21 protein-coding genes are annotated in these 20,446 nt (G+C 45.6%); 3 read left to right on the top strand and 18 right to left on the bottom strand.

What is annotated here, in order from left to right; genetic code table 11:
• Nucleotides 1-118: 118 nt before the first annotated feature.
• The 11 genes from MKZ04_RS14925 to MKZ04_RS14975 all read right to left on the bottom strand — a co-directional run bounded on the left by MKZ04_RS14925 (nt 119) and on the right by MKZ04_RS14975 (nt 9,740).
• Complete coding sequence (locus MKZ04_RS14925) at nt 119-661, bottom strand: TIGR01440 family protein (RefSeq protein WP_020453265.1); 543 nt, start codon at nt 659-661, stop codon at nt 119-121.
• Between the two features lie 15 nt (nt 662-676).
• Nucleotides 677-1,126 (bottom strand): ribose 5-phosphate isomerase B, encoded by a 450-nt coding sequence (rpiB, locus tag MKZ04_RS14930; protein WP_020453266.1) that lies wholly within the window; start codon nt 1,124-1,126, stop codon nt 677-679.
• 137 nt (nt 1,127-1,263) lie between these two features.
• A complete protein-coding gene (locus MKZ04_RS14935) occupies nt 1,264-1,719 on the bottom strand; it encodes a low molecular weight protein arginine phosphatase (protein WP_341046235.1) in 456 nt (151 codons plus the stop codon).
• 150 nt (nt 1,720-1,869) lie between these two features.
• A complete protein-coding gene (locus MKZ04_RS14940; protein ID WP_020453268.1) occupies nt 1,870-2,430 on the bottom strand; it encodes a manganese efflux pump MntP in 561 nt (186 codons plus the stop codon).
• Between the two features lie 74 nt (nt 2,431-2,504).
• Entirely contained in the window at nt 2,505-3,548 is a 1,044-nt protein-coding gene (locus MKZ04_RS14945) for an L-threonylcarbamoyladenylate synthase (RefSeq protein ID WP_025810646.1), read from the bottom strand.
• 157 nt (nt 3,549-3,705) lie between these two features.
• On the bottom strand, nt 3,706-4,149 hold the full coding sequence (locus MKZ04_RS14950) for a GNAT family N-acetyltransferase (RefSeq protein ID WP_023857076.1): 444 nt from the start codon (nt 4,147-4,149) through the stop codon (nt 3,706-3,708).
• A 343-nt stretch (nt 4,150-4,492) separates the two neighbouring features.
• Complete coding sequence (spoIIR, locus tag MKZ04_RS14955) at nt 4,493-5,152, bottom strand: stage II sporulation protein R (RefSeq protein ID WP_020453271.1); 660 nt, start codon at nt 5,150-5,152, stop codon at nt 4,493-4,495.
• A 120-nt stretch (nt 5,153-5,272) separates the two neighbouring features.
• Nucleotides 5,273-6,457 carry an MFS transporter gene (locus MKZ04_RS14960; protein WP_020453272.1) on the bottom strand — a complete coding sequence of 395 codons (1,185 nt, stop codon included), beginning with the start codon at nt 6,455-6,457 and terminating at the stop codon, nt 5,273-5,275.
• A gap of 74 nt (nt 6,458-6,531) precedes the next feature.
• Nucleotides 6,532-7,578, bottom strand: coding sequence for a Gfo/Idh/MocA family protein (locus MKZ04_RS14965; protein ID WP_341046239.1), 1,047 nt, complete (start codon nt 7,576-7,578; stop codon nt 6,532-6,534).
• 13 nt (nt 7,579-7,591) lie between these two features.
• The gene (locus MKZ04_RS14970) at nt 7,592-8,440 is read right to left on the bottom strand and encodes an HAD-IIB family hydrolase (protein WP_025810643.1); all 849 of its coding nucleotides are present in this window, start codon (nt 8,438-8,440) and stop codon (nt 7,592-7,594) included.
• Nucleotides 8,427-9,740 (bottom strand): DegT/DnrJ/EryC1/StrS family aminotransferase, encoded by a 1,314-nt coding sequence (locus tag MKZ04_RS14975; protein WP_144497868.1) that lies wholly within the window; start codon nt 9,738-9,740, stop codon nt 8,427-8,429. Before MKZ04_RS14975 ends, MKZ04_RS14970 begins: the two co-directional genes overlap by 14 nt.
• A 106-nt stretch (nt 9,741-9,846) precedes the next feature.
• Between MKZ04_RS14975 and MKZ04_RS14980 the strand changes: the two genes are divergently transcribed.
• Nucleotides 9,847-10,836 (top strand): LacI family DNA-binding transcriptional regulator, encoded by a 990-nt coding sequence (locus tag MKZ04_RS14980; protein ID WP_020453276.1) that lies wholly within the window; start codon nt 9,847-9,849, stop codon nt 10,834-10,836.
• Nucleotides 10,837-11,604: 768 nt separating this feature from the next.
• Here MKZ04_RS14980 and prmC read toward each other — a convergent pair.
• Complete coding sequence (gene prmC, locus MKZ04_RS14985; RefSeq protein ID WP_095291441.1) at nt 11,605-12,471, bottom strand: peptide chain release factor N(5)-glutamine methyltransferase; 867 nt, start codon at nt 12,469-12,471, stop codon at nt 11,605-11,607.
• 1 nt (nt 12,472) lies between these two features.
• Nucleotides 12,473-13,543, bottom strand: a complete 1,071-nt coding sequence (gene prfA / locus MKZ04_RS14990) for a peptide chain release factor 1 (protein WP_020453279.1) — start codon at nt 13,541-13,543, stop codon at nt 12,473-12,475.
• 135 nt (nt 13,544-13,678) lie between these two features.
• Here prfA and gloA2 point away from each other — a divergent pair, with 135 nt between their 5' ends.
• Nucleotides 13,679-14,062, top strand: coding sequence for an SMU1112c/YaeR family gloxylase I-like metalloprotein (gloA2, locus tag MKZ04_RS14995; protein WP_341046241.1), 384 nt, complete (start codon nt 13,679-13,681; stop codon nt 14,060-14,062).
• A gap of 135 nt (nt 14,063-14,197) precedes the next feature.
• Nucleotides 14,198-14,758, top strand: coding sequence for a chromosome-anchoring protein RacA (gene racA, locus MKZ04_RS15000; protein ID WP_095291436.1), 561 nt, complete (start codon nt 14,198-14,200; stop codon nt 14,756-14,758).
• 51 nt (nt 14,759-14,809) lie between these two features.
• Here the strand turns inward: racA and MKZ04_RS15005 are convergent, their stop codons facing one another.
• From MKZ04_RS15005 to rho, 5 genes are all read right to left on the bottom strand, one after another.
• The gene (locus MKZ04_RS15005; protein WP_341046242.1) at nt 14,810-15,766 is read right to left on the bottom strand and encodes an AEC family transporter; all 957 of its coding nucleotides are present in this window, start codon (nt 15,764-15,766) and stop codon (nt 14,810-14,812) included.
• Between the two features lie 177 nt (nt 15,767-15,943).
• The gene (gene malS, locus MKZ04_RS15010; protein WP_023857066.1) at nt 15,944-17,647 is read right to left on the bottom strand and encodes an oxaloacetate-decarboxylating malate dehydrogenase; all 1,704 of its coding nucleotides are present in this window, start codon (nt 17,645-17,647) and stop codon (nt 15,944-15,946) included.
• A gap of 339 nt (nt 17,648-17,986) precedes the next feature.
• Nucleotides 17,987-18,571: a thymidine kinase gene (locus MKZ04_RS15015; RefSeq protein WP_020453284.1), complete on the bottom strand. Its 585-nt coding sequence runs from the start codon at nt 18,569-18,571 to the stop codon at nt 17,987-17,989.
• A gap of 78 nt (nt 18,572-18,649) precedes the next feature.
• The gene (gene rpmE, locus MKZ04_RS15020; RefSeq protein WP_003186051.1) at nt 18,650-18,850 is read right to left on the bottom strand and encodes a 50S ribosomal protein L31; all 201 of its coding nucleotides are present in this window, start codon (nt 18,848-18,850) and stop codon (nt 18,650-18,652) included.
• A gap of 127 nt (nt 18,851-18,977) precedes the next feature.
• Entirely contained in the window at nt 18,978-20,261 is a 1,284-nt protein-coding gene (rho, locus tag MKZ04_RS15025; protein ID WP_003186053.1) for a transcription termination factor Rho, read from the bottom strand.
• Nucleotides 20,262-20,446 lie beyond the last annotated feature (185 nt).

Genomic DNA, 20,446 nt, shown 5'->3' on the forward strand with positions numbered 1-20,446 from the left:
TTGGAAAAACCGAATATTAAACGAATAGACAAATCATATAGTTCGACATATCATTTGTTCAAAAAATTATTTTAATAAAGAAAAAAAGCCTGTCCGGCTCTTCCCCCCGCTTCTTCCGCTACTCCGCTTCATAGACGGCGCGGACGCCTCCAATCAGCTTCGGCCTTGTCCGCGCAAGCGTCACATGCGCTTCGCCCAGCTGTTTTTGAGAGACGCGGACAGGAACGGCCACAGGCTTTAAATGCATCCCTATAAACGTGTCGCCGATGTCGATCCCCGCATCGGCCTCTATTTGTTCAACAAGGACAGGAGCCTTCATATGTTGATAGGCATATGAAGCCATGGAACCCCCCGCTTTCGGAACAGGAACAGCAAAAACAACGGGAAGACGGTATGCTTTCGCCGTTTCTTCCTCGACAACCAACGCCCTGTTTAAATGCTCGCAGCATTGAAAAGCAAGGGCGACTCCTGTTTGATCCCTGAGCTCTTCTAAGCCTTTGTAGACCGCTTCAGCGATTTGTCCGCTTCCCGAAGTGCCGATTCGCCTTCCGGCCACCTCGCTTGTGCTGCATCCGATGACGACGATGTGGCCGTCGCGTAAATTTGCCTGCTGATGAAATTCATCTAATATAGAACGCCATGTTTGTTCGAGATTCTTCATGATTGACGACACCCTTTATTCATGCTTGTCTTCATAATCGGCGATTTTTCCGATGCGGACAGCGTGCCGCCCGGCTGAAAACTCAGTCGTAAGCCAAACCTTTGCAATCTCTCTCGCTAAACCAGGGCCGATCACCCGTTCACCCATCGCAAGAACATTCGTGTCATTGTGCTCTCTTGTCATTTTCGCGCTGAAAACGTCGTGGACAAGGGCGCAGCGGATGCCTTTTACTTTATTGGCGGAAATGCTCATGCCGATTCCTGTTCCGCATATTAAAATGCCTCTGTCAGCTTCCCCGTCCGCCACTTTTTGCGCGACCGGAAACGCATAATCCGGGTAGTCCACAGATCCTGAACCGCATTCGCAGCCGTAATCTTCGTATTCGATGTTCAATTCATCCATCAATGCCATAATTTCTTTTCTGATATTGATTCCGCCGTGATCTGAAGCAATGATTACTTTCATTGGAATGACTCCTCCTCGTTTGATGTGCCGCCAAAAGTCTCGTGCAGACCGTTAAGCAGTATACAGCCGCTATATATTTCTGATTGATCATGTCTATTGTACCCGCTGCCGCTCGATTTGCAAACGCTCCTTAGCTTCTATTCCCGAGATTTTCCCGCCAGCATTTCTGCCAATTTTTTCAGCAGCTGCTCCAGCTCATCTCTCGTTTTTTGATAGTCGCTGAGAGATCCGCCGAACGGGTCAATGATGTCCCCGCTTTCTCCTTTGACATACTCTTTCAGCGTATAGATTTTATCTCGGCTCTTTGAAAATTCATGTACTGCCACCTGTTTGTGCTGCTCCGTCATCGTCAACACGAGATCCGCCCATTCAACCTTCTCCTCGGAAAGCTGTGAAGATGTATGATTCAGAGCGATGTTTTTTTCAAAAAGCGCTTCGACTGCATTTAAAGAAGCTTTTCCGTTTTCAGGAGCAAACAACCCGGCAGATTTGACGGAGACATCCAGTTTTTTTTCGGCAGCCGCAGATTTAAAAAGCGCTTCCGCCATCGGGCTGCGGCACGTATTTCCAGTACAGACAAATAGTATGTTCAATCCTGTTCACTCCTTTGTTCATATTATAAAGGATTCAGCCGGAAAATAATAAAATCCGCTCCAGAAATCAAAAAAGAGAGGATCTCTCCCCTCTTTTTCTAAGTTTCATTATGTTATGCAAAGCGGGAAAAAGATTTTCTCCTCTTTCAATTAAATGGGCAGCAAAAGCTTCAGGCCGAAGCTCAGTAGGATGGCTCCTCCGAGCGCTTCGCTGTAAGCTCCAATCCACGTTTGAACCTTTTTTCCAAGCAGCAGACCCGCCCAAGTTAACACCATGCTGAACAAACCGAACAAAAAGATCGTTAATAGCGGTTTCGTCCCGTAGAGGCCGAGGCTGAGACCGACTGAAAAGCTGTCGAGGCTGACGCCGACGGCAAAAATGAATAAGCCGAAGCCGTGCGGAGAGATGATCTGCTCCCCGCTTTTATTAAAAGATGCGGCAATCATCTGAATGCCCAGCACCAATAAAAGCGCTCCTCCAAGATACCCCGCAAGCGCACCAAGCGCGCCCGAAAGAAACTGTCCCGCAATCATACCGCCAAGCGGCATGATGACATGGAACAATCCAATAATGACGCCGATTTGAAAGATTTGGTTCCTTTTCAGCTTGGCCATTCCCATTCCAAGACCGACTGAAAAGGCATCCATGCCGAGTGCAAAAGCCATGATCGAGAGCGTCAGGATTTCGCCTATTAACACATCAACATTCATGCAATTCCCCCTTGGACACGCCAGCTTTTCTAGCTTATGCACGTCCAAAGGCGGATAGAACAACCCTGCTTAGGCTACGCTTCGATTACGCGATGGCCTGCCGCTTTCAAGAGCCGGTTCATAATCGCCCGGCCCACCCCTTCCTCAGGGAAAGACTCAGCAAAAATAAAATCGAGCTGTTCTTCGTCAAAGCTGCGGAGAATGTCATACAAACCGGCGGCAACCGTTTCAAGACGGTCTCTTCTGCCGCAGATGCGGACGGCATCCGCCTGATAGGCACCGGCCCGTTCCTCTGTCGTAAGGACGCCGACTTTCATGCCGTCTTTCTGATATTGGCCGATCAGCCGTTGAATATCTTCAACGCTTCCGTTCACAATGGCAAGCGGGGCTTCCGGTGCATAATGCGCATATTTCATCCCGGGAGACATCGGCGCCTTTTTTTCGTCGGTGAGGCCCTGGTCAATCAAGACAGAGCCGGCCGCTTCTTCGAGCTGCTCTTTTGTGACGCCGCCCGGCCTCAAAATGACCGGAATTTCCCCGGTGCATGAAACAACTGTTGATTCAACCCCTACTCCTGTAGGACCGCCGTCAACGATACCTGCAATCCTTCCATTTAAATCGTGAACGACATGCTCGGCTTTCGTCGGACTCGGCTTCCCGGACAGATTGGCGCTCGGGGCGGCCACCGGAACGCCGGCCTGTCTAATCAGCTCAAGGGCAACAGGATGATCAGGCATTCTGACCGCGACCGTATCGAGCCCCGCCGTTACCTTTGTGGATAACACCCCGGGTCTGCAAGGCAGCACAAGGGTCAGCGGTCCGGGCCAAAAACGCTTCATCAGCATTTCGGCCTGAGGCGAATCAACCTCTGCAAATTCTCCGAGCTGTTCAATTTCAGCGATGTGGACAATGAGCGGATTGTCGCTCGGACGCCCTTTCGCTTCGTATATTTTAGCTACTGCTTCGCTGTGTTTGGCGTTTGCACCAAGACCGTAAACCGTCTCTGTCGGAAAAGCAACCGTTTCATTTTGCTTGAGCAGTCTTGCCGCTTGTGCAATTTGTGGACAGTTTGTGGACAAATCACGTTTTACATCCACAGTCCATACTTTTGTTTTCATTAACATCAAAACTCCCTTAACAAAACACTAAAAACGTTAATCATTCATGTAAATCCTGTTGAAAGTATAAAAGATGAAGAAAAAGAAAACAAGCGTTGTCCACATTTTGTGGATAACGCTTTTGAATCCGTGGATATCTCTGTGTATAAGTTAATGGCTAATTAGACGTTTTCTCCATCAAAACGGCTCCGTTTACGCTCAACGAGTCTGAAACATGCTCTGATCCATCAAGCTCTTCCGGAATTGCCGCAGCTTGTTTAAAACCGAGCACTTCAAGGAAATCCATCGATGTTCGTTTATTGGCAACTAAATACAGGGTTTGGATTCCCCGCTTTTCACACAATACCTGCATGCTTTGAAACAGGGAAACGATGTGGCCCTGGCTGAGCTTGTCAGACACGACAAGCGAGCGCAGCAGCCCTTTTTTGTTTTCAAATTCCTCCATTCCGAGGCAGGCGACGATTTCATCGGGAGGGTCTTCCATCATGATAAACTGGCTCTTCGCTTCCTCAATGCCTTTATGGCTTGTCCCCGCCTTTTTTAAAAACGCTTCGATCGCATTCATGTCTTTCATTTCCGCTAACCTCAATTGGTAGAACATCTTTTCACCCCGTTTTTTAACTTCTCTATCCAATCTATGAGGGCGACAGTAAAATATACCTTTTGATTTGGAAGAAAGCCGGCAATTCATTTTTCAATTTTGATTAGCAGGAACTAATGCTTTGAATGAGTATGCAAATGAACTCTGTACTGGTGATAAGACAGTTTCTCTTTCTACCGGGCAATGTAATTGACACATCAGAAAGGGGCAGAAGGTGTATATTCGAAAAGCAGTATTTTCCCTGAACCGTTTTGGAAAATTATATCATATTCAAAAGCGTGAATAACCATCATGAAAAAACAAACAGTAAAAAACCGCCCTGCACGAAAGCACGGCGGTTCCTTTAAGAAAAAAGCCCGGTAATCCATTCGACAAGAAAAAATTTCACTTCTTTGTCTTCTTTATCTTTGCCAGATACCGCTTCATCTGCAGCGACTGTTTTTTCTTCCCGGGCGTTTTCCCCGGCATCGGTTTGTTCGTCTTCAGGCGACTTTACGGCTTCTCCATTGGAAAAATCAAGAAAGCAAAGCGGCGGAAACAGGACACACCACCAGTTGGCTCCCTCTCCCTTGCCTAATGTAATTAAAACAGCCTCATATTCTCCGGCTGGATACACCATATTGCCGTATAGCTTTGTCGGAAATGAAACTCGATCAAAACGGACAGACACGGATTGCCGGACATTTTCGCGCTTCATAACATCCTTGGCAACCTCTTTGATTTCGGGCAGCTTCGACCTGATGACTTGTCTCGCTTCCTCAACCGAGGTCAGGTTTTCCACCCATTTCGTAATTTGTTTATTGACCTCATCTCTGATTTTACGTTTGACGCTTTGGTCGCTCCCGCTGTCGCTGTTTGCCAAAATCCGCAGCCGAATCGCTTCATCTGGAATCACGGCAGGCTTCCCGTCTGATGATTGGGCCGTCTCTTCCGTCGTGAGATTTGCAAGCGCTCCTATTAATAAAAGAAAAATATACATACAGGCAATGTTTGATTTCTTCATTTTCCCCACCGTTCCTCTCCGTTCTTCAACCTTTTCTAGCAATATTATGGTCAAAGATGGAACGGTTTAAACGGATGCTGAAAAAAATTCTACTAAGCTTGTAATCTCTTCCTAAAAGGTCTACATATCCAAATGGCTCTGCTTGTTTTTTTGCAGGCCGGATAAAAAAATCACCGCGCTGATCACGAGCAACAAGCCCCCCAATCCGCCGAACAGCAGAAACGGGAAGACAGCCGCTGCACTTGCATCAATCGCCCAGCCGATCAAAAATGAAAGAAGCGCTCCTCCCAGACTTGCGGATGAAATGAAGAGACTGGTGATTTCCTCTGTAAAAGGCTTTCCAGCCAACGAGGCCAGAGTGACGGCGCACGGAAAAATGCCGGCTGCCGAGAGCCCGATGAAAAATACGAGAAGCAGCTGTGTTTGATGAACCGGAAACCATGCCAGAATCAAAAGCAAAACAGTCAAGGCTCCGGCACTGAAGATCAGAAAGGCAACGGAAGTCAAGCGTCCGCCAAAAATACTTGTCAACAAACGCCCGCACACCATTCCCGTCCAAAAAAACGAAACGCTGATCACGCTGATTTCTTCTGCTCCTTTTTCCAGCATCAACGCCGGCAAAAAGTTTGCGAAATTGGTCTCGATACCCGCATATACAAAAGCGAATATGAGAAAGAGGAAAATGCTTTTTTCTTTCCTTCCGGTTTCAAATATGGCTGACACAGTCGGTTTTTCCTGATAAGTCATTTGACCGGAAGCAGTGTCAGGGGTTTTTCTGCATAAATACCCCCCCCACATACACGCAAGCACAAAAACGAAGATAAATAAAGCATACAAGGGGAAATGCCAGGCATATCGTTCCGTAAGGATATAAATAAGAAAAGGAAACAGCAAAGCGCCCAATCCGAAAAAAACCTCTAAAATATTCATCCCCTTCGCATTTTTATCTTGGGCAATCACATACGCTCCCATCGTCGTTTCTAAAGTACCGGCGCCAAAGCCGAGCAAAAACCCCATGATGACAAAAAAGATGAACATATCAAAAAGGAACACGCCTAAAAGCGTTACGAGAATAAGAAGAAGGCCAAACGTCAATACAGCCGCATGAGAGGTGCGCCTGACAAATATCGGCGCAAGCAGGACACCGATTAGAAAACCGGTGAATTGGAAAAAGATCAGGAAGGATAGATCATGAACATCCCGGTGATATTCTTGAATGATATAAGGTGACAGGCTCCCCAGCAGGATATGGATAACCCCTACGAGAAAATAAAACGAACAGCCGAATAGAAATATTTTTTTCATTAGACTCACTCCTTCGTTGCAGACCATAAAACCCTTGCGGCTATTGGCACGGCCGGCAAGGGCTTTTCGCAATGCTAGTTTGCTTGTTTTGAAAGGGACAGCTGCTGACCTTTATTGAAAAATTCATTTAAGTAGAACTGCGTCTTGTATCCATCATCAAAAGTGGCAAGAGGTGCGAAATTGCGATTCCGAATTCCGTTCATCCATTGAATCAGCTGAACTCTGAAGGAATCGGCCCATCCGTAAAATTCATTTTCAGGGTCTGTCAGCCACGTGTCCGGCATTGTTATCATCTGTTCCGCCAATCCGGTCCTCAGCAAAAACTGATTTTTCTGCCGTGAATGATAGTAGAATACGCCGTTTTGGCCATTGACCTCGATGCTAAAGCCGCACTCATCCGCTTTTGTGCATTTTGACGTAATCATATTGACAAACACATGATTTTCAAGCTGGCCGTATACTTCAGAATGATCATCAACATATACCTGTTTTTGTTCTTTTTCTTTGACGACCGTCATCATTTTGACTTTTAAACTGTCCAGTTTAAACGGGCTGTCGAACAAATAAAGAATGAGATCGATTAAATGCACACCCAAATCTCCTAATGCCCCGCTCGTTTTATTGCTTTTCGAATGATCGCGCCAAGTATATTTTTTTCTTCTCAAGGCGCTGTTTTTCTTAAAATGGACATTGATAGACAAGATATCTCCAAGTTCATTGCCGGATAGCATATCTTTTAGGCGCTGAACAAATGTGAGATGGCGGTAATTGAAGCCCATGATCGGAATATAAGCAGATTGAGAAGCCCTGTTTTTCATCTCCTCCGCTTCTTCCATTGAGACAGCCATCGGTTTTTCACACAATACATACTTACCTGCGGCCATCGCTTCAAGCACATGTTCTTTATGGCAAAAGTTCGGCGATGAAACGATGACTGCCGTCGACTGATTCAACAGCTCCTGCATACTGTTAAATGTGGTTCCTCCATATTCAAACGCACATTTTCGCGAGGCAAGCGAGTTGATATCAAAAAACCCGGAAAGCTCGGCACCTTTGACTGTTGAAAGAGCTTTCGCATGAGCTTTTGCAATTCCTCCGGCTCCAATAATTCCGATTTTCATCTAAGGACACTCCTTATCTTTTGATATGGGCTTTTAGCACTTCTAAAATTCCAGCCGTATAGCTGCCTTCTGTCATACGGGAATGGAGCGACTTTGCTTCTGCTGTCGCATTCCCCACCAGATAACCATGTCCGGTTTTTTTAAGCATATCCACATCGTTTCCGCTGTCGCCGAAAGCAAATGAATTCTCCCTCTCTATCGCGAATTTATTCAATATAAAATCCACAATGTACGGTTTGCCTGTCCGCAAAGGGATAAAGTCCACATCATAGCTGTTTTCCGGATCGCCTGCCAAAGGGTTGCAGCGATTGATATTTACTCCTATTTCATGCTCTCTTGCAAGCCGTCTGATGGCTTCAAGCGCCCTCTTATCTGTGTTCTCATCCGACGATCTATAGTAATAGTTGATTTTATAGCGGGAAAAACCATGCTGAGTCTGAGGCACAAGCTCAATCTCATATTTTTTAGAGAGAGTCTGCTTGATTTCTTCGACCAGATCATGGGAGAAATTCGATTCTTGCAATCGGGCTTCCCAATCTTTATCAGAGACTTGGCCTTCTTCAGAGAAATACGTGATCTCAGTGCCAAGGTCACTGGCGACAAAATGCGGAAGATATCGAAAGCCTCCCCGCTTCATTTTTGCAAGAACAGATGACAGGCTGCTCCCGGTCACCCAGCCGAGCAAAATCTTGTGATCGAGATGGTTCGAATGAATAAATGTTTCAAGGTCCATGAGCGCTTTCCTCGATTCATCGGTGATGCTGTGGGCGAAATATGTCTCATCAAAATCGCAAAATACGGCGTACTTCGGCTTGTTTACTTGCTGCAAAGTGTGAAAAGAAAGTGTTTCATGATACGACATCAATTAAGGCCTCCATTACTTTGTCTTGTTCTTCTACGGTGAGTCCCGGATAGAGAGGAAGCTGAAGCATTTGTTTATGCACTGATTCAGTGACCGGCAGCGATGTATGCTGATAATCGGCTTTTACAAGTGGTGTGTTTTGATGATGGGATAAAATCGGGTAGTATATATCTGTTTGGACATTATGAAATTTAAGCATCATATCTTTGACTTGGTCTCGATTTCCGCTTATCATTTTAATTGTAAACAAATGCCATACATGATCATCGGTCATTTGAGGCAATTGGATCAGACCTCTGTCTTCATACTGCTGCAAATGCGTAATATAACGATCTGCTAAATATAAGCGCTTCAGATTATTTAATGAAAGATGTTTCATCCTTGCCAGTCCAATAGCGGCTTGCAGATTATCAATCTTAGCGTTAAAGCCGTAATCAGCAGCCTTTTTATTTTTTTGATTCAGTTCAAAGCCGTGGTACATATATTCCATGCATGCGGATGCAAATGATGGATCATCCGTCACAATTGCGCCTGCTTTTCCGCAAGTGCCGAGATTTTTATACGGATTAAAGCTTAATATGGAGCAAAGGCTGTTTTTTCCCAGATCGGAAACGCCGATCGACTGGCAGGCGTCTTCAATAATCGGGATGCCGTATTTATCAGCGATTTTTGCAATGGCTTCCATGTCTGGCAGCTTTCCATAAAGGTGTACAGGCAAAATGCATTTCGTTTTCAAAGTGATGCATGCTTCAAGTTCAGAAGGATCCATGCAAAATGTAACAGGGTCAATATCGCAGAAAACCGGAGTGCCTCCAGCTGCAAGCACGGCGTTTTCCGTTGCAGCAAAGCTGTTTGCAGGCATAATGACTTCATCACCTTGTCCAATACCCGCAGCTTTCAGTGCGACAATCATGGCATCGGTTCCGCTGGAGGAAGCCATGACATGCTTTTTTCTCAAAAGAGCGGCTATTTCAGCTTCAAATACACCGACATAAGAACCGCTTGTAAATTGCCCGGTCGGCAGCACGCCTTTCACCGCATGAATCACGTCATCTACTTCTTCTTCTGTGATCAGTCGATGAAGCGGCATAAAATCAACTCTGGAGGGCGGAGAATCCATTCTGTTTAGCAAATTGGCGGTCAAGTCGAATTGATCCTGCTGCAATGTCTCTTTTAATTTTTGATTGGCCAGTGTGTCGTCTATACGGCATTCACCAGCGTGCTTCCCTTCCTTCAAATCATTCAGAAGGACAAATAGCTGTTTGCTTGTGCAAGTCATGTTTTCGCTTGCGGTTTTCATCAATTTCACCCCATTTTTATTATTTTGGGAAATTGTCATATTTCATGACATATCTTAAATGATGGAATCGATACCATAACAACTCTTTTTTTCAGGAAGTGACTTTATGCCTACGATTGACGAAATTGCAAAATTAAGTAATGTGTCAAAAACAACTGTTTCAAGAGTACTGAACGACCATCCTTATGTATCTGAAGAAAAAAGGAAGCGTGTTTTGGAAGTCATCGAAAAATTGGACTACATTCCGAACACCTCTGCACGAAAGCTCAGATCCAACAAAACGATGTTTCTCGCAGTGTCTGTCCCTCACGCGGACCATCCATTCTTCGCGCAGCTCATGAAGCATGTGTCCGCTGAAGCACTGAAACACCAATACAAAGTCATTGTGTTTCAGACGTTTTATCAAAAGCAGAATGAACTGAAAGTACTGGAGCTGCTCAAGAGGAAAGAAGTCGACGGGCTTATGTTATGCAGCCTTGAAAATGAGTGGGAAGACATCAAAAAATACGTCAAATACGGTCCTGTGGTCTTGGCAAATGAATTCCACGCCGAAGCGGACGTGCCGGTGATCTGCTATGACGAATTCGAAGCCGGATATAAAGGAACGGAGCTTTTTATTCAAAAAGGGCATCATTTAATGGCCTTCTGCTGTGACACGATACACAGCAAGGCCCAGATTATGAGAAAAGAAGGGTTTATGAAAGCATTGTCTGATGCGGGTTTACATTTCCAGGAGAAGTGGATGTTCAGCCACGCATTTACCATTCATGACGGCTTCCGTATTATGGACCAGATCCACAACATGTCCGAAAAGCCGACCGCCATTTTTACGGGAAACGACCAAGTGGCCGCAGGAATTATTAAAAGGGCCCGCTATTATCAATATGAAGTGCCAAAGCAGCTTGCAGTGCTTGGATATGATAATCAATCGATCTGTGAGGTGACCGATCCGGAAATCACGACAATCGATATACCTGTTGAAGAGCTGGCTCAAAAAGCCGTATGTGCAATGGTAAACCACCTAAATGGGGAAAGCGGATTACAGAGGGATGTCGTAACTCTGTCTCCTACATTAAAAATCAGACAATCTGTTTAGGGTATATATTAATCTTGAACTATTTTTTATTTTATTCAGATAAAATTTTTGTTAAAAAATGGTGAAGAAGGCCTTCTGAACGGTCATGGCTGCAGTTGCTGTTTTTCAACAAAAAAAGACCGCCGGGAATTTGAACTGCCCCTCTTTTGTTAGACACACTTAACAATTGAAGGTGCAGTTTTTAAAATTTACAGTTGAGGAAATTCGCACAGTGTCTTTCATCGGTGGATTCGCAATACCGATATCATGGAGAAGACGCGTCTAAAAAGCCTATACAAGCTATTCTGCCGAAGATAAACCAAAAGGTACTTCACTCGAAAATGGGACATCTATCCGTGAAACAGCTTGAAACCGGAGGAATAGGTACCCTAAAAAGCGGCGTTTACCTATGAAGAAGGATCAGACGAAGAGACCCAAGCGGAAATTGAACGCCTGCGGATGGAAAATGCCTGCTTAAAAAAGTTGAAAGCCTTAGTTCAAAACAACGAAACATCACATAAAGCATGTCCCGTAAAGGCAACTGTCACGACAATGCGGTGGCGGAAAGCTTCTTGTAGCATTTTAAAATCAGAATTCATTTATTTTAAAGAATTTGGAGCGTCGAACATTTCAAAAAAGGACCCGCATAGTATATTGATTCTCTACAATCACAAACGGATCAAGATCAAATTAAAAGGCATGAAACCTGGTACTATACCGGAATCATGCCAGTCAAACTGCTTCATGAGATTTTAACTTTTTAGGGTCGCTTCATTTCCGGCGGTTTCCTTAACGATGTTGCTCAATTACCGCGCAGACGATGCGGTCTTTTCCATTAAGATCCTTTTTCACCCGTACGTCAGCATCAGGAAAGAACCGGTGAAACATGTCTTTGACGGCATTCCCCTGAGTCCAGCCGATTTCAAACACCACCAGTGCCTGATCTGCGATGACAAATGGAATTTCTTTCATGAAACGCTTATAAAACTGCAATCCGTCAGCACCGTCCGTCAAAGCCCCGGCGGGTTCATGAAGACGTACGACATCTGACAGCGTCTTCATGTCTTCCTCAGATATATAAGGTGGATTTGAAACGATGACATCAGCTTTCTTCTGTCGCTTGATAAGCGGCTCAAGCAAATCGCCGCCGATGAAATCCACTTTCGCCCCAAGCCGGTCAGCGTTGTGTCTTGCCGTGCTTAAAGCTTGTTCCGAAATATCCGTCGCCGTGACGGAAAAACGCGGGCTCTCAAGCGCAAGAGTCACCGCAATCGCCCCGCTTCCTGTACCGATATCGACGGCTTTAAGGCGATCTGTTCCGTGAAAAACTCTTTCCGCTTCAGAAAGAACAGCTTCAACGACTTCCTCTGTTTCAGGACGCGGAATCAGAACGTGTTCATTTACCAAAAATCCCCGTCCGTAAAAGGATTCTTTTCCGGTGATATATTGAACAGGCACTCCTTGATGATGAAGCTCGACAGATTTTTTAAACCGCGAAAAATCAGACTCTGATATGACATCATGGAAGCTTGCCAACAGTTTGCTGCGGTCGATGTTCAGCTGATCTGTCAGCAAAATTTCCGCGGCATTCCGGTCTCTTCCCGCTTCGGCCAAATAAGAAGAAGCCCATTTAAGGGCTTCAAATACCGTCTTCATCTCAGCTTTCCGCCTCTTGCAGCTTGCTTGCCTGGTCTTCTACGATCAGCGCGTCGATGACTTCGTCAAGTTTGCCTTCAAGGATCTGGTCGAGTTTTTGGATCGTCAAGCCAATCCGGTGATCAGTGACGCGGTTTTGCGGAAAGTTATACGTGCGGATGCGCTCTGAACGGTCCCCTGTTCCGACTGCGGATTTTCGGTTTTGATCATATTCAGCCTGAGCTTCCTGCTGAAATTTGTCGTAAATTCGCGCGCGCAGAACTTTCATCGCTTTTTCTTTGTTTTTGATCTGAGATTTCTCATCTTGGCAAGACACGACAACACCTGTCGGAAGGTGGGTCAGACGGACGGCTGACATCGTCGTATTGACGCTTTGCCCTCCCGGACCGCTCGACGCGAAGGTGTCGACACGGATGTCTTTTTCATGAATATCCACTTCTACCTCTTCAGCCTCAGGAAGACAGGCTACCGTTGCCGTGGATGTATGGATGCGCCCGCCGGATTCGGTCTCTGGAACGCGCTGTACGCGGTGTGCGCCGTTCTCATACTTCAGCCTTGAGTATGCGCCGTTCCCATTGATCATAAAAATGATCTCTTTATATCCGCCTGTGCCTGTCATATTCGCTTCCATCACTTCTGTTTTCCAGCCTTGGAGCTCTGCGTAGCGGCTGTACATGCGGTACAGGTTGCCCGCAAACAAAGCAGCCTCTTCTCCGCCCGCTGCGCCGCGGATTTCCATGATAACGTTTTTGTCATCGTTCGGATCTTTCGGGATCAGCAATACCTTCAGCTGGTCTGTGAGCGACTCGATTTCTTCCTGCAGTTCGGAAATTTCCTCTTTAACCATCTCGCGCATATCGGAGTCCAGCTTTTCTTCAAGCATCGCTTTGGCATCGCTCAGCTGTTCCGACGCGCTCCGATAACGTCTGTATACTTCAACTGTTTCCTGTAAATCAGATTGTTCTTTCGAATATTCTCTAAGCTTCTTCGGATCGTTGACAACTTCCGGATCGCTTAATAGTTCATTTAATTTTTCGTACCGGTCCTCTATCGATTTTAAACGGTCTAACACGCTATTCACCTCTGTTTGCTGTGCGTAACATTCTAATTATAGTACAGGGACTCCTCCCCGTCAAAACAACTTCGCCGTTATCGGCAGCTGCCGCATCTTTTTGCTATACTTTTAAGAAAAAAGGAGCTTAACTCAATGCTGGAATCGATTCATCACATCGCTATCATATGCTCGGATTATGAAGCATCCAAAACATTCTATGTCGACAAGCTCGGACTTGAGATTCTGAGCGAAACGTACAGAAAGGACTGGGTTTCTTATAAACTGGATCTCTCATTAAACGGCCGCTATGTCATCGAGCTGTTTTCTTTTCCAGATCCGCCCGAGCGCCTTACCAGACCAGAAGCTGCCGGGCTCCGCCATTTGGCTTTCACAGTGGCCGATCTTGATCAGACCGTCAAGGAGCTCAAGCAAAAAGGCATCATTGCCGAACCGGTTCGCACCGATCCCGGAACAGGCAAGCGCTATACGTTCTTCTCCGATCCGGACGGCCTGCCTTTAGAGCTTTACGAGGCATAGCAACGCCTTCGCCATCTGTGGAAAAACCGCTTTCTTTGCCGAATCCCTTCTTCTTTTGTCTAACAGGAAGGAAGCTTTTCATTCAGGTCGAATACCCTTTTTAATGAACAGTTACAGGTTAAAAGGAGGTATCATATGAATACTGCTGATGCGGCAAATGAACTCGGGGTATCAACCAAAACGGTGCAGCGCTGGGTCAAGCAGCTGCAACTGCCCGCTTCCCGAAATGAGCTTGGCCACTACTTTTTCACGAAAGACGATATCGCCATTTTAAAAGAAGTAAAAGAGCAGTTAAAAAACGGTACGCCTATGCAGGATGTCACGGTCAAACGCCCGAAAAAAACCTTCCTCATCAAGAAAAACGAAATGGTTCAAACGGAAGAGCCGGCACCGCCGTTGAATGAGCGGCTCGAAGAAAGGCTGCAGCGTTTTTTAGAGCACGAACAGCTTGAACGCGAGCTGCTCCAAAAGAAAATCGCCGAGCTGGAAAGAAAGCTTGAACAAAAAGCGGACGATGTCGTCTCCTATCAGCTTCTGCAGCAAAGGCGCGAACTGGAAGAAGAACGGCAGCAGATCAAACATCTCGAACAGAAAATCAGTGAATTGGAAAGCATGAACCGCCACGAAAAAGATACAGCCGGCAGAAGAGAAGAAAAAAAACCGAAAAGCAAATTGAAATCGATCTTCTCTTTTTAAAGCGCAAAAAAGCTTGCAAGGCCATAAAACGGCTTCTTGCAAGCTTTTTCATTATGCTGTAATGGCAATCAATAACGGCAGTGAAATAATTGACAGCACCGCACTGATCACAAACGCGGATGCCGTTTCTGCTTCCTGGCTTTCAAAGTTTGTAGCAATCATAGCCGCCACGGCAGATCCAGGGAATGCCACAAGCAGAACCGCTTTTGTCATGTCGGCGGAAGAAAGGCCCACGACCATCGCGATCACAAACATTAAAGCAGGCTGAGCAGCGACTTTTAATAAAGCGATGCTCAAAGCAGGCATGCTGAATTTGATTTTACGGATTCCAACAGTCACCCCGACTGCGAAAAGAGCGATACCTGAAGTCGTATTTCCGAGCATATCAAGCATTTTCTGCGGCAATTCAGGAATTTGCAGACCGAATAATACAAGAATGATACTTGCAAGCGGTGCAAAAGCGAGCGGTTCAGACAAACCGTGTAAAATTGATTTTCCTGTTACCTTCCAAATGCTGTCTGTCGTTTCCGCTTGTTTTTTAGAAGAACGGCCGACAGTTCCGACGATGATCGCAAGAGGATCAAGCATCGCATTCACGACAATTCCCGTAATCGCGATCGGAATCGCAACTTCCTGCATGCCGAACAGGCTGCCCAATACCGGAATTCCCATAAAGGCGAATGTCGGCTGAGCTGAGTTTAATGAGAACATTGAAGCATCTGTTAAATCGTACTTAAATAAAAATCGTAAAAGAAGCAAAATAATTACGTAAAATCCAACGATACCGATGACCAGTGAAATCATCAGCGGAATCTGGCTGTAAAACTTATCTTTTGGCGTTGACAAAATGCTTGAAACAAAGTGGGCCGGAAGCGCGTATTTCGTAACGAGCGTACTTACCCCTTTTGCAGATTTAGCATCATAGCTTCCAAAGTGACCCGCGAACCATCCCAGCGCAATAACAAAAAATATTGGCGCAAGGAGGATTAAAATATTTAAAAAGTCCAAGACTGTTTCCTCCTCTATGCTGTCCCTTTCAGGGACGAATTAACAGCGGCTGATAAACGCGGTCGCCCTGTTACACAGCCGTCGATCCCATTTTTCATCTTTGATTGGTGCAGCCCGGTGACAAAATATCCGGACCCGGGCTGCTGTTTCTTTTTATCGTTTCCTCAGTATTGAATATTAGTCGCGTTTTGCAACAATAGTTTGATATTCCGGACGCCACATGGCTTCGCGAACCGCCTTTTCGACATCTTCAGGCTGAACTTGGGCCACGCCATCTTTAATGGCAGCTTTCACAACATCAATTGCCACTTGAACGGATACGTCTTGCAGGTCGTCAATTTTCGGCAGCAGGCCTGCACCCGGTTTTTCATGGTCAACCATGTTCGCGACCGCGTTTGCAGATGCTGCAAACATGCCGTTTGTGATGACTTTCGCCTTCGAAACGATTGTTCCCAGGCCTAATCCAGGGAATACGAAAGCATTATTGGATTGTCCGATTTCGTGTTTCACGCCATTGTACTCAACAGCTTCAAACGGGCTTCCCGTCGCCACAAGCGCTTTTCCGTCCGTCCATTTGAACAAGTCTTCAGGAACAGCTTCAGCCAGATGTGTCGGATTGGACATCGGCAGAATCACCGGACGTTCAGTATGAGCCGCCATCTCTTTGATAATTTCTTCAGTGAAGGCGCCGGCAACACCTGATGTACCAATCAGAATGGTAGGCTTCACTTGACGGATGACTTCCTCAAAGGAAATCTCTCCCTTTTCATTGCGTTTCCATTCTTTCACTTCTTCGGTATCGCGCAAATACGGTTCTTGGAAATCCAAAATTTGATCCATGCCTGTCGTTAATAATCCTCTGTAGTCGACTGTCCAGAATGCGCGGCTGGCTTCTTCTTCTGAAAGCCCTTCAAGCACCATGGTGTCACGGATTTGGTCAGCAATTCCGATACCCGCAGAACCAGGTCCGAAGATGACGACGCGGTGGTCTTTCAAAGACGTGCCGGTCTTTTTAACAGCTGCTAAAATCGCTGCCAGCGTGATAGCCCCTGTTCCTTGGATATCATCGTTAAATGTTGAAATTTTATGGTTATATTTACTCATAATATTGCGAGCGTTTTTATTTCCGAAATCTTCCCAGTGAAGAAGCGCATTAGGGAAAAACTTCAATGCTGTTTCGACATAAGCGTCGATAAATTGTTCGTAACGCTCACCTTCTACACGCGGATGACGGTTTCCGATATAAAGCGGATCGTTTAGCAGTTTTTCATTATTCGTTCCGACATCCAGTACGACTGGGATGACGCGGCTCGGATCGATTCCTGCTGCCGCCGTATATACTGCAAGCTTACCAATTGCAATGTTGATGCCTCCGACGCCCCAGTCGCCGATGCCCAAGATGCTTTCGGAATCGGTCGCAACGATCAAATCGATGTCATCAGCAGACGCCTGCAGGTTTTTAAACGCCGTTTCGATTCCGTCTATATCATCGATTGACAAGTAAACACCGTGCGGTCTGCGGTATTCGTGGCTGTATTCCTGAATCGCTTCACCGACAGTTGGCGTATAGACAACTGGAAGCATTTCACGCAGATGGTTTTGCAATAATTTATAGAAAAGCACTTCGTTTCTGTTTTGCAGATCGTTCAAATATACATTTTGACGAAGTCTGTCAGGTTGACGGGAAAATTGTTCATAAGCCCGTTCCGCCTGCTGATCAAGGCTGAGAACAGTCGGCGGCAGAAGCCCTTCAAGACCAAGGTTCTTTCTTTCTTCAAGCGAAAATGCAACACCTTTATTAAGCGTCGGAATGGAAAGAACGTCTTTTCCCCGCAAAGAAGTCTCCAAATATCCTTCCTTCGTTCTTCTCATGTTGTTCACACTAATTACCTTCTTTCTTAAAATATTAATGAAGTGAAATAAATACGGTAAACAATATAGAACATTTGCCTTTTTTACACATGTAGATTGTCAAATATGTAACGCGCGTTTTTGACAAAAAACTGAACATTTCTTAAAACCTATTTACTTTTTACTGACTACAGTAAGTCATTTTATGCCTGACTTTGTCAAAATTCAAGCGATGAAAATTAGTTAATTTTTTCGTATTCTTAATTAAGTTTTTTAATTACATTAATTCCTATAAAAAGGATTCAATAAAAAAAACACTTGTTTTTACCAAGTGTTTTTTGCGTGAAAATCTTATGTGTTTGTCCGATTTCATTTTGGCTTTCCAGGCACTTCATGATGGTGGCGGCAGCGTGCTTCATATGCTTCGGAAGCCCCCACCAAAATGACCGGATCGTCATAAGAAGCAGGTTTTCCATTGATCAGCCTCTGCGTACGGCTGGCCGGAGATCCGCAGACAGAGCACACCGCTTGCAGCTTCGTCACCGTTTCCGCTAAAGCCATAAGATCTGGCACGACACCGAAAGGCTCGCCCCGGAAGTCCAAATCAAGACCTGCTGCAATCACACGGTAGCCCTGATCAGCCAGAGAAGTTAACGTGCCGACAATCGATTCGTCAAAAAACTGGACTTCATCGACGCCGATGACATCCGTTTCTTTGCTTATGTATTGAAAAATTTCTTCCGGAGATGCGATGGCATGGCAAACAATGGATGTCCCATTATGCGAAACAACCGATTCACTGCTGTAGCGATTATCAATGGCTGGTTTAAACACTTTGACTTCCTGTCTCGCAAACGTTGCCCTTTTGATCCGGCGGATAAGCTCCTCTGACTTGCCCGAAAACATGCTTCCGCATATGAGCTCAAGCCATCCGCTTTGCTTCATGATGTACATCCGACTAACTCCTCTCCAGCGATTATTGCAAGTAAAAAAACAGGCAAGAAAAATCCTGCCTGTTTATCATATCTATTATTACTTAAGACCGTATTTTTTGTTAAAGCGATCAACACGACCATCAGCAGAAGCGAATTTTTGGCGGCCAGTGTAGAACGGATGGCATTCAGAACAAATCTCAACGCGTACCTCTTCTTTTACTGAACCTGTTTCAAATTCGTTTCCACAAGCGCATTTGACTGTTGCTTTTTTGAACTCAGGATGAATTCCTGCTTTCATATCTGTCATCTCCTTCCGCCCTGAATCCAATTCGGAAACAGAGTTATTATTCCGGGACAAAACCTCCGGAACGCACATGATGAAATTATAACAGCGATTCGGACGTTTTGCAAACTAAAGTTTTAAATCAGCGCCTTGCAGCCGACATATTCGCTTGCTTCCATTCCTGGATCAGAATATCGAAAAACTCCTGATTCGTTTTCGTCTTTTTCATTTTTCTCATGAATTTTTCGACGAAATCAGGCGTGTCAGACATCGTTTTCCGGATGGACCACAGACGGTCAAGGTGCTCTTTCGGAACGAGAAGCTCTTCTTTACGCGTACCCGAACGGCGAATATCAATGGCAGGAAAGATTCTTCTTTCCGCAAGAGAACGGTCAAGATGAAGCTCCATGTTCCCTGTCCCTTTAAATTCTTCATAAATGACGTCATCCATCCGCGAGCCCGTGTCGACAAGCGCGGTCGCCAAGATCGTTAAGCTGCCGCCCTCTTCGATGTTGCGGGCTGCTCCAAAGAAACGCTTTGGACGGTGGAAAGCGCCGGGATCGATTCCCCCTGACAACGTTCGGCCGCTCGGTGGAATGACTAGGTTATAAGCGCGGGCAAGCCTTGTAATGCTGTCCATTAAAATGATGACGTCCTTTTTATGTTCGACAAGCCTCATCGCACGTTCCAATACGAGCTCGGCCACCTTGATGTGGTTTTCAGGCACTTCGTCAAACGTGGAGCTGACGACGTCTCCTGCAACCGAACGTTCGATATCGGTCACTTCCTCAGGCCTTTCATCGATAAGAAGCACGATCAGCTCCGCCTCCGGATGGTTGGTTGTGATACTGTTCGCGATCTCTTTCAAAAGCATGGTTTTACCTGCTTTAGGCGGAGCGACGATCAGACCGCGCTGTCCAAATCCGACCGGCGCCATCATGTCCATGATCCGTGTTGACAGGTGATTCGGTTTCGTTTCAAGCACCATCTGGCGGTCTGGATAAAGAGGCGTTAATGCTGGAAAGTGCACGCGCTCTTTTGCCGATTCAGGATCGTCGCCGTTAACCGCTTCAACATGCAGAAGGCCGTAATACCGTTCGTTTTCTTTTGGAGGACGGACCTTTCCGGACACTTTGTCACCGTTTCTCAAATCAAAACGGCGGATTTGCGAAGCGGAAATATAGATATCCTCTGAACTAGGGGAGTAATTGATCGGTCTGAGAAAGCCGAACCCTTCAGACTGGATGATTTCCAATACGCCTTCCATGAACAGCAGATCTTCCTGTTCGGCGTTCGCTTTCAGAATGGCAAAAATCAGTTCCTTTTTTGTCAGTTTGCTGTAATAAGAGACTTTATAATGCCTTGCAAGCTCATACAGCTCTTTTAATTTCATATTTTCCAAAGATGAAATGGATACATCTTTCACTAAGAACACCACTCTTTTCTAATCGAATAATTTACTTTGTCTCATCAATTTCATGAAAGACGCTTGATTATACTGCCGATTCGTTTACCGGCAACGCTTCTACCCATATATATCGACGTATTGAAAAGGATTATAAGTATGAGTCGAGAAAGAAGCGAGGACTTAACAAGAGAAGATAATCGCAT

Source organism: Bacillus sp. FSL W7-1354, from assembly GCF_038002405.1.
GTDB lineage: Bacteria > Bacillota > Bacilli > Bacillales > Bacillaceae > Bacillus > Bacillus paralicheniformis.

Coding starts and splice junctions, on each gene's coding strand:
- MKZ04_RS14925 (WP_020453265.1), bottom strand. CDS start 661: ATGAAGAATCTCGAACAAACATGGCGTTCTATATTAGATGAATTTCAT.
- rpiB (WP_020453266.1), bottom strand. CDS start 1,126: ATGAAAGTAATCATTGCTTCAGATCACGGCGGAATCAATATCAGAAAA.
- MKZ04_RS14940 (WP_020453268.1), bottom strand. CDS start 2,430: ATGAATGTTGATGTGTTAATAGGCGAAATCCTGACGCTCTCGATCATG.
- MKZ04_RS14945 (WP_025810646.1), bottom strand. CDS start 3,548: ATGAAAACAAAAGTATGGACTGTGGATGTAAAACGTGATTTGTCCACA.
- MKZ04_RS14950 (WP_023857076.1), bottom strand. CDS start 4,149: ATGTTCTACCAATTGAGGTTAGCGGAAATGAAAGACATGAATGCGATC.
- spoIIR (WP_020453271.1), bottom strand. CDS start 5,152: ATGAAGAAATCAAACATTGCCTGTATGTATATTTTTCTTTTATTAATA.
- MKZ04_RS14960 (WP_020453272.1), bottom strand. CDS start 6,457: ATGAAAAAAATATTTCTATTCGGCTGTTCGTTTTATTTTCTCGTAGGG.
- MKZ04_RS14965 (WP_341046239.1), bottom strand. CDS start 7,578: ATGAAAATCGGAATTATTGGAGCCGGAGGAATTGCAAAAGCTCATGCG.
- MKZ04_RS14970 (WP_025810643.1), bottom strand. CDS start 8,440: ATGTCGTATCATGAAACACTTTCTTTTCACACTTTGCAGCAAGTAAAC.
- MKZ04_RS14975 (WP_144497868.1), bottom strand. CDS start 9,740: ATGAAAACCGCAAGCGAAAACATGACTTGCACAAGCAAACAGCTATTT.
- MKZ04_RS14980 (WP_020453276.1), top strand. CDS start 9,847: ATGCCTACGATTGACGAAATTGCAAAATTAAGTAATGTGTCAAAAACA.
- prmC (WP_095291441.1), bottom strand. CDS start 12,471: ATGAAGACGGTATTTGAAGCCCTTAAATGGGCTTCTTCTTATTTGGCC.
- gloA2 (WP_341046241.1), top strand. CDS start 13,679: ATGCTGGAATCGATTCATCACATCGCTATCATATGCTCGGATTATGAA.
- racA (WP_095291436.1), top strand. CDS start 14,198: ATGAATACTGCTGATGCGGCAAATGAACTCGGGGTATCAACCAAAACG.
- MKZ04_RS15015 (WP_020453284.1), bottom strand. CDS start 18,571: ATGTACATCATGAAGCAAAGCGGATGGCTTGAGCTCATATGCGGAAGC.
- rpmE (WP_003186051.1), bottom strand. CDS start 18,850: ATGAAAGCAGGAATTCATCCTGAGTTCAAAAAAGCAACAGTCAAATGC.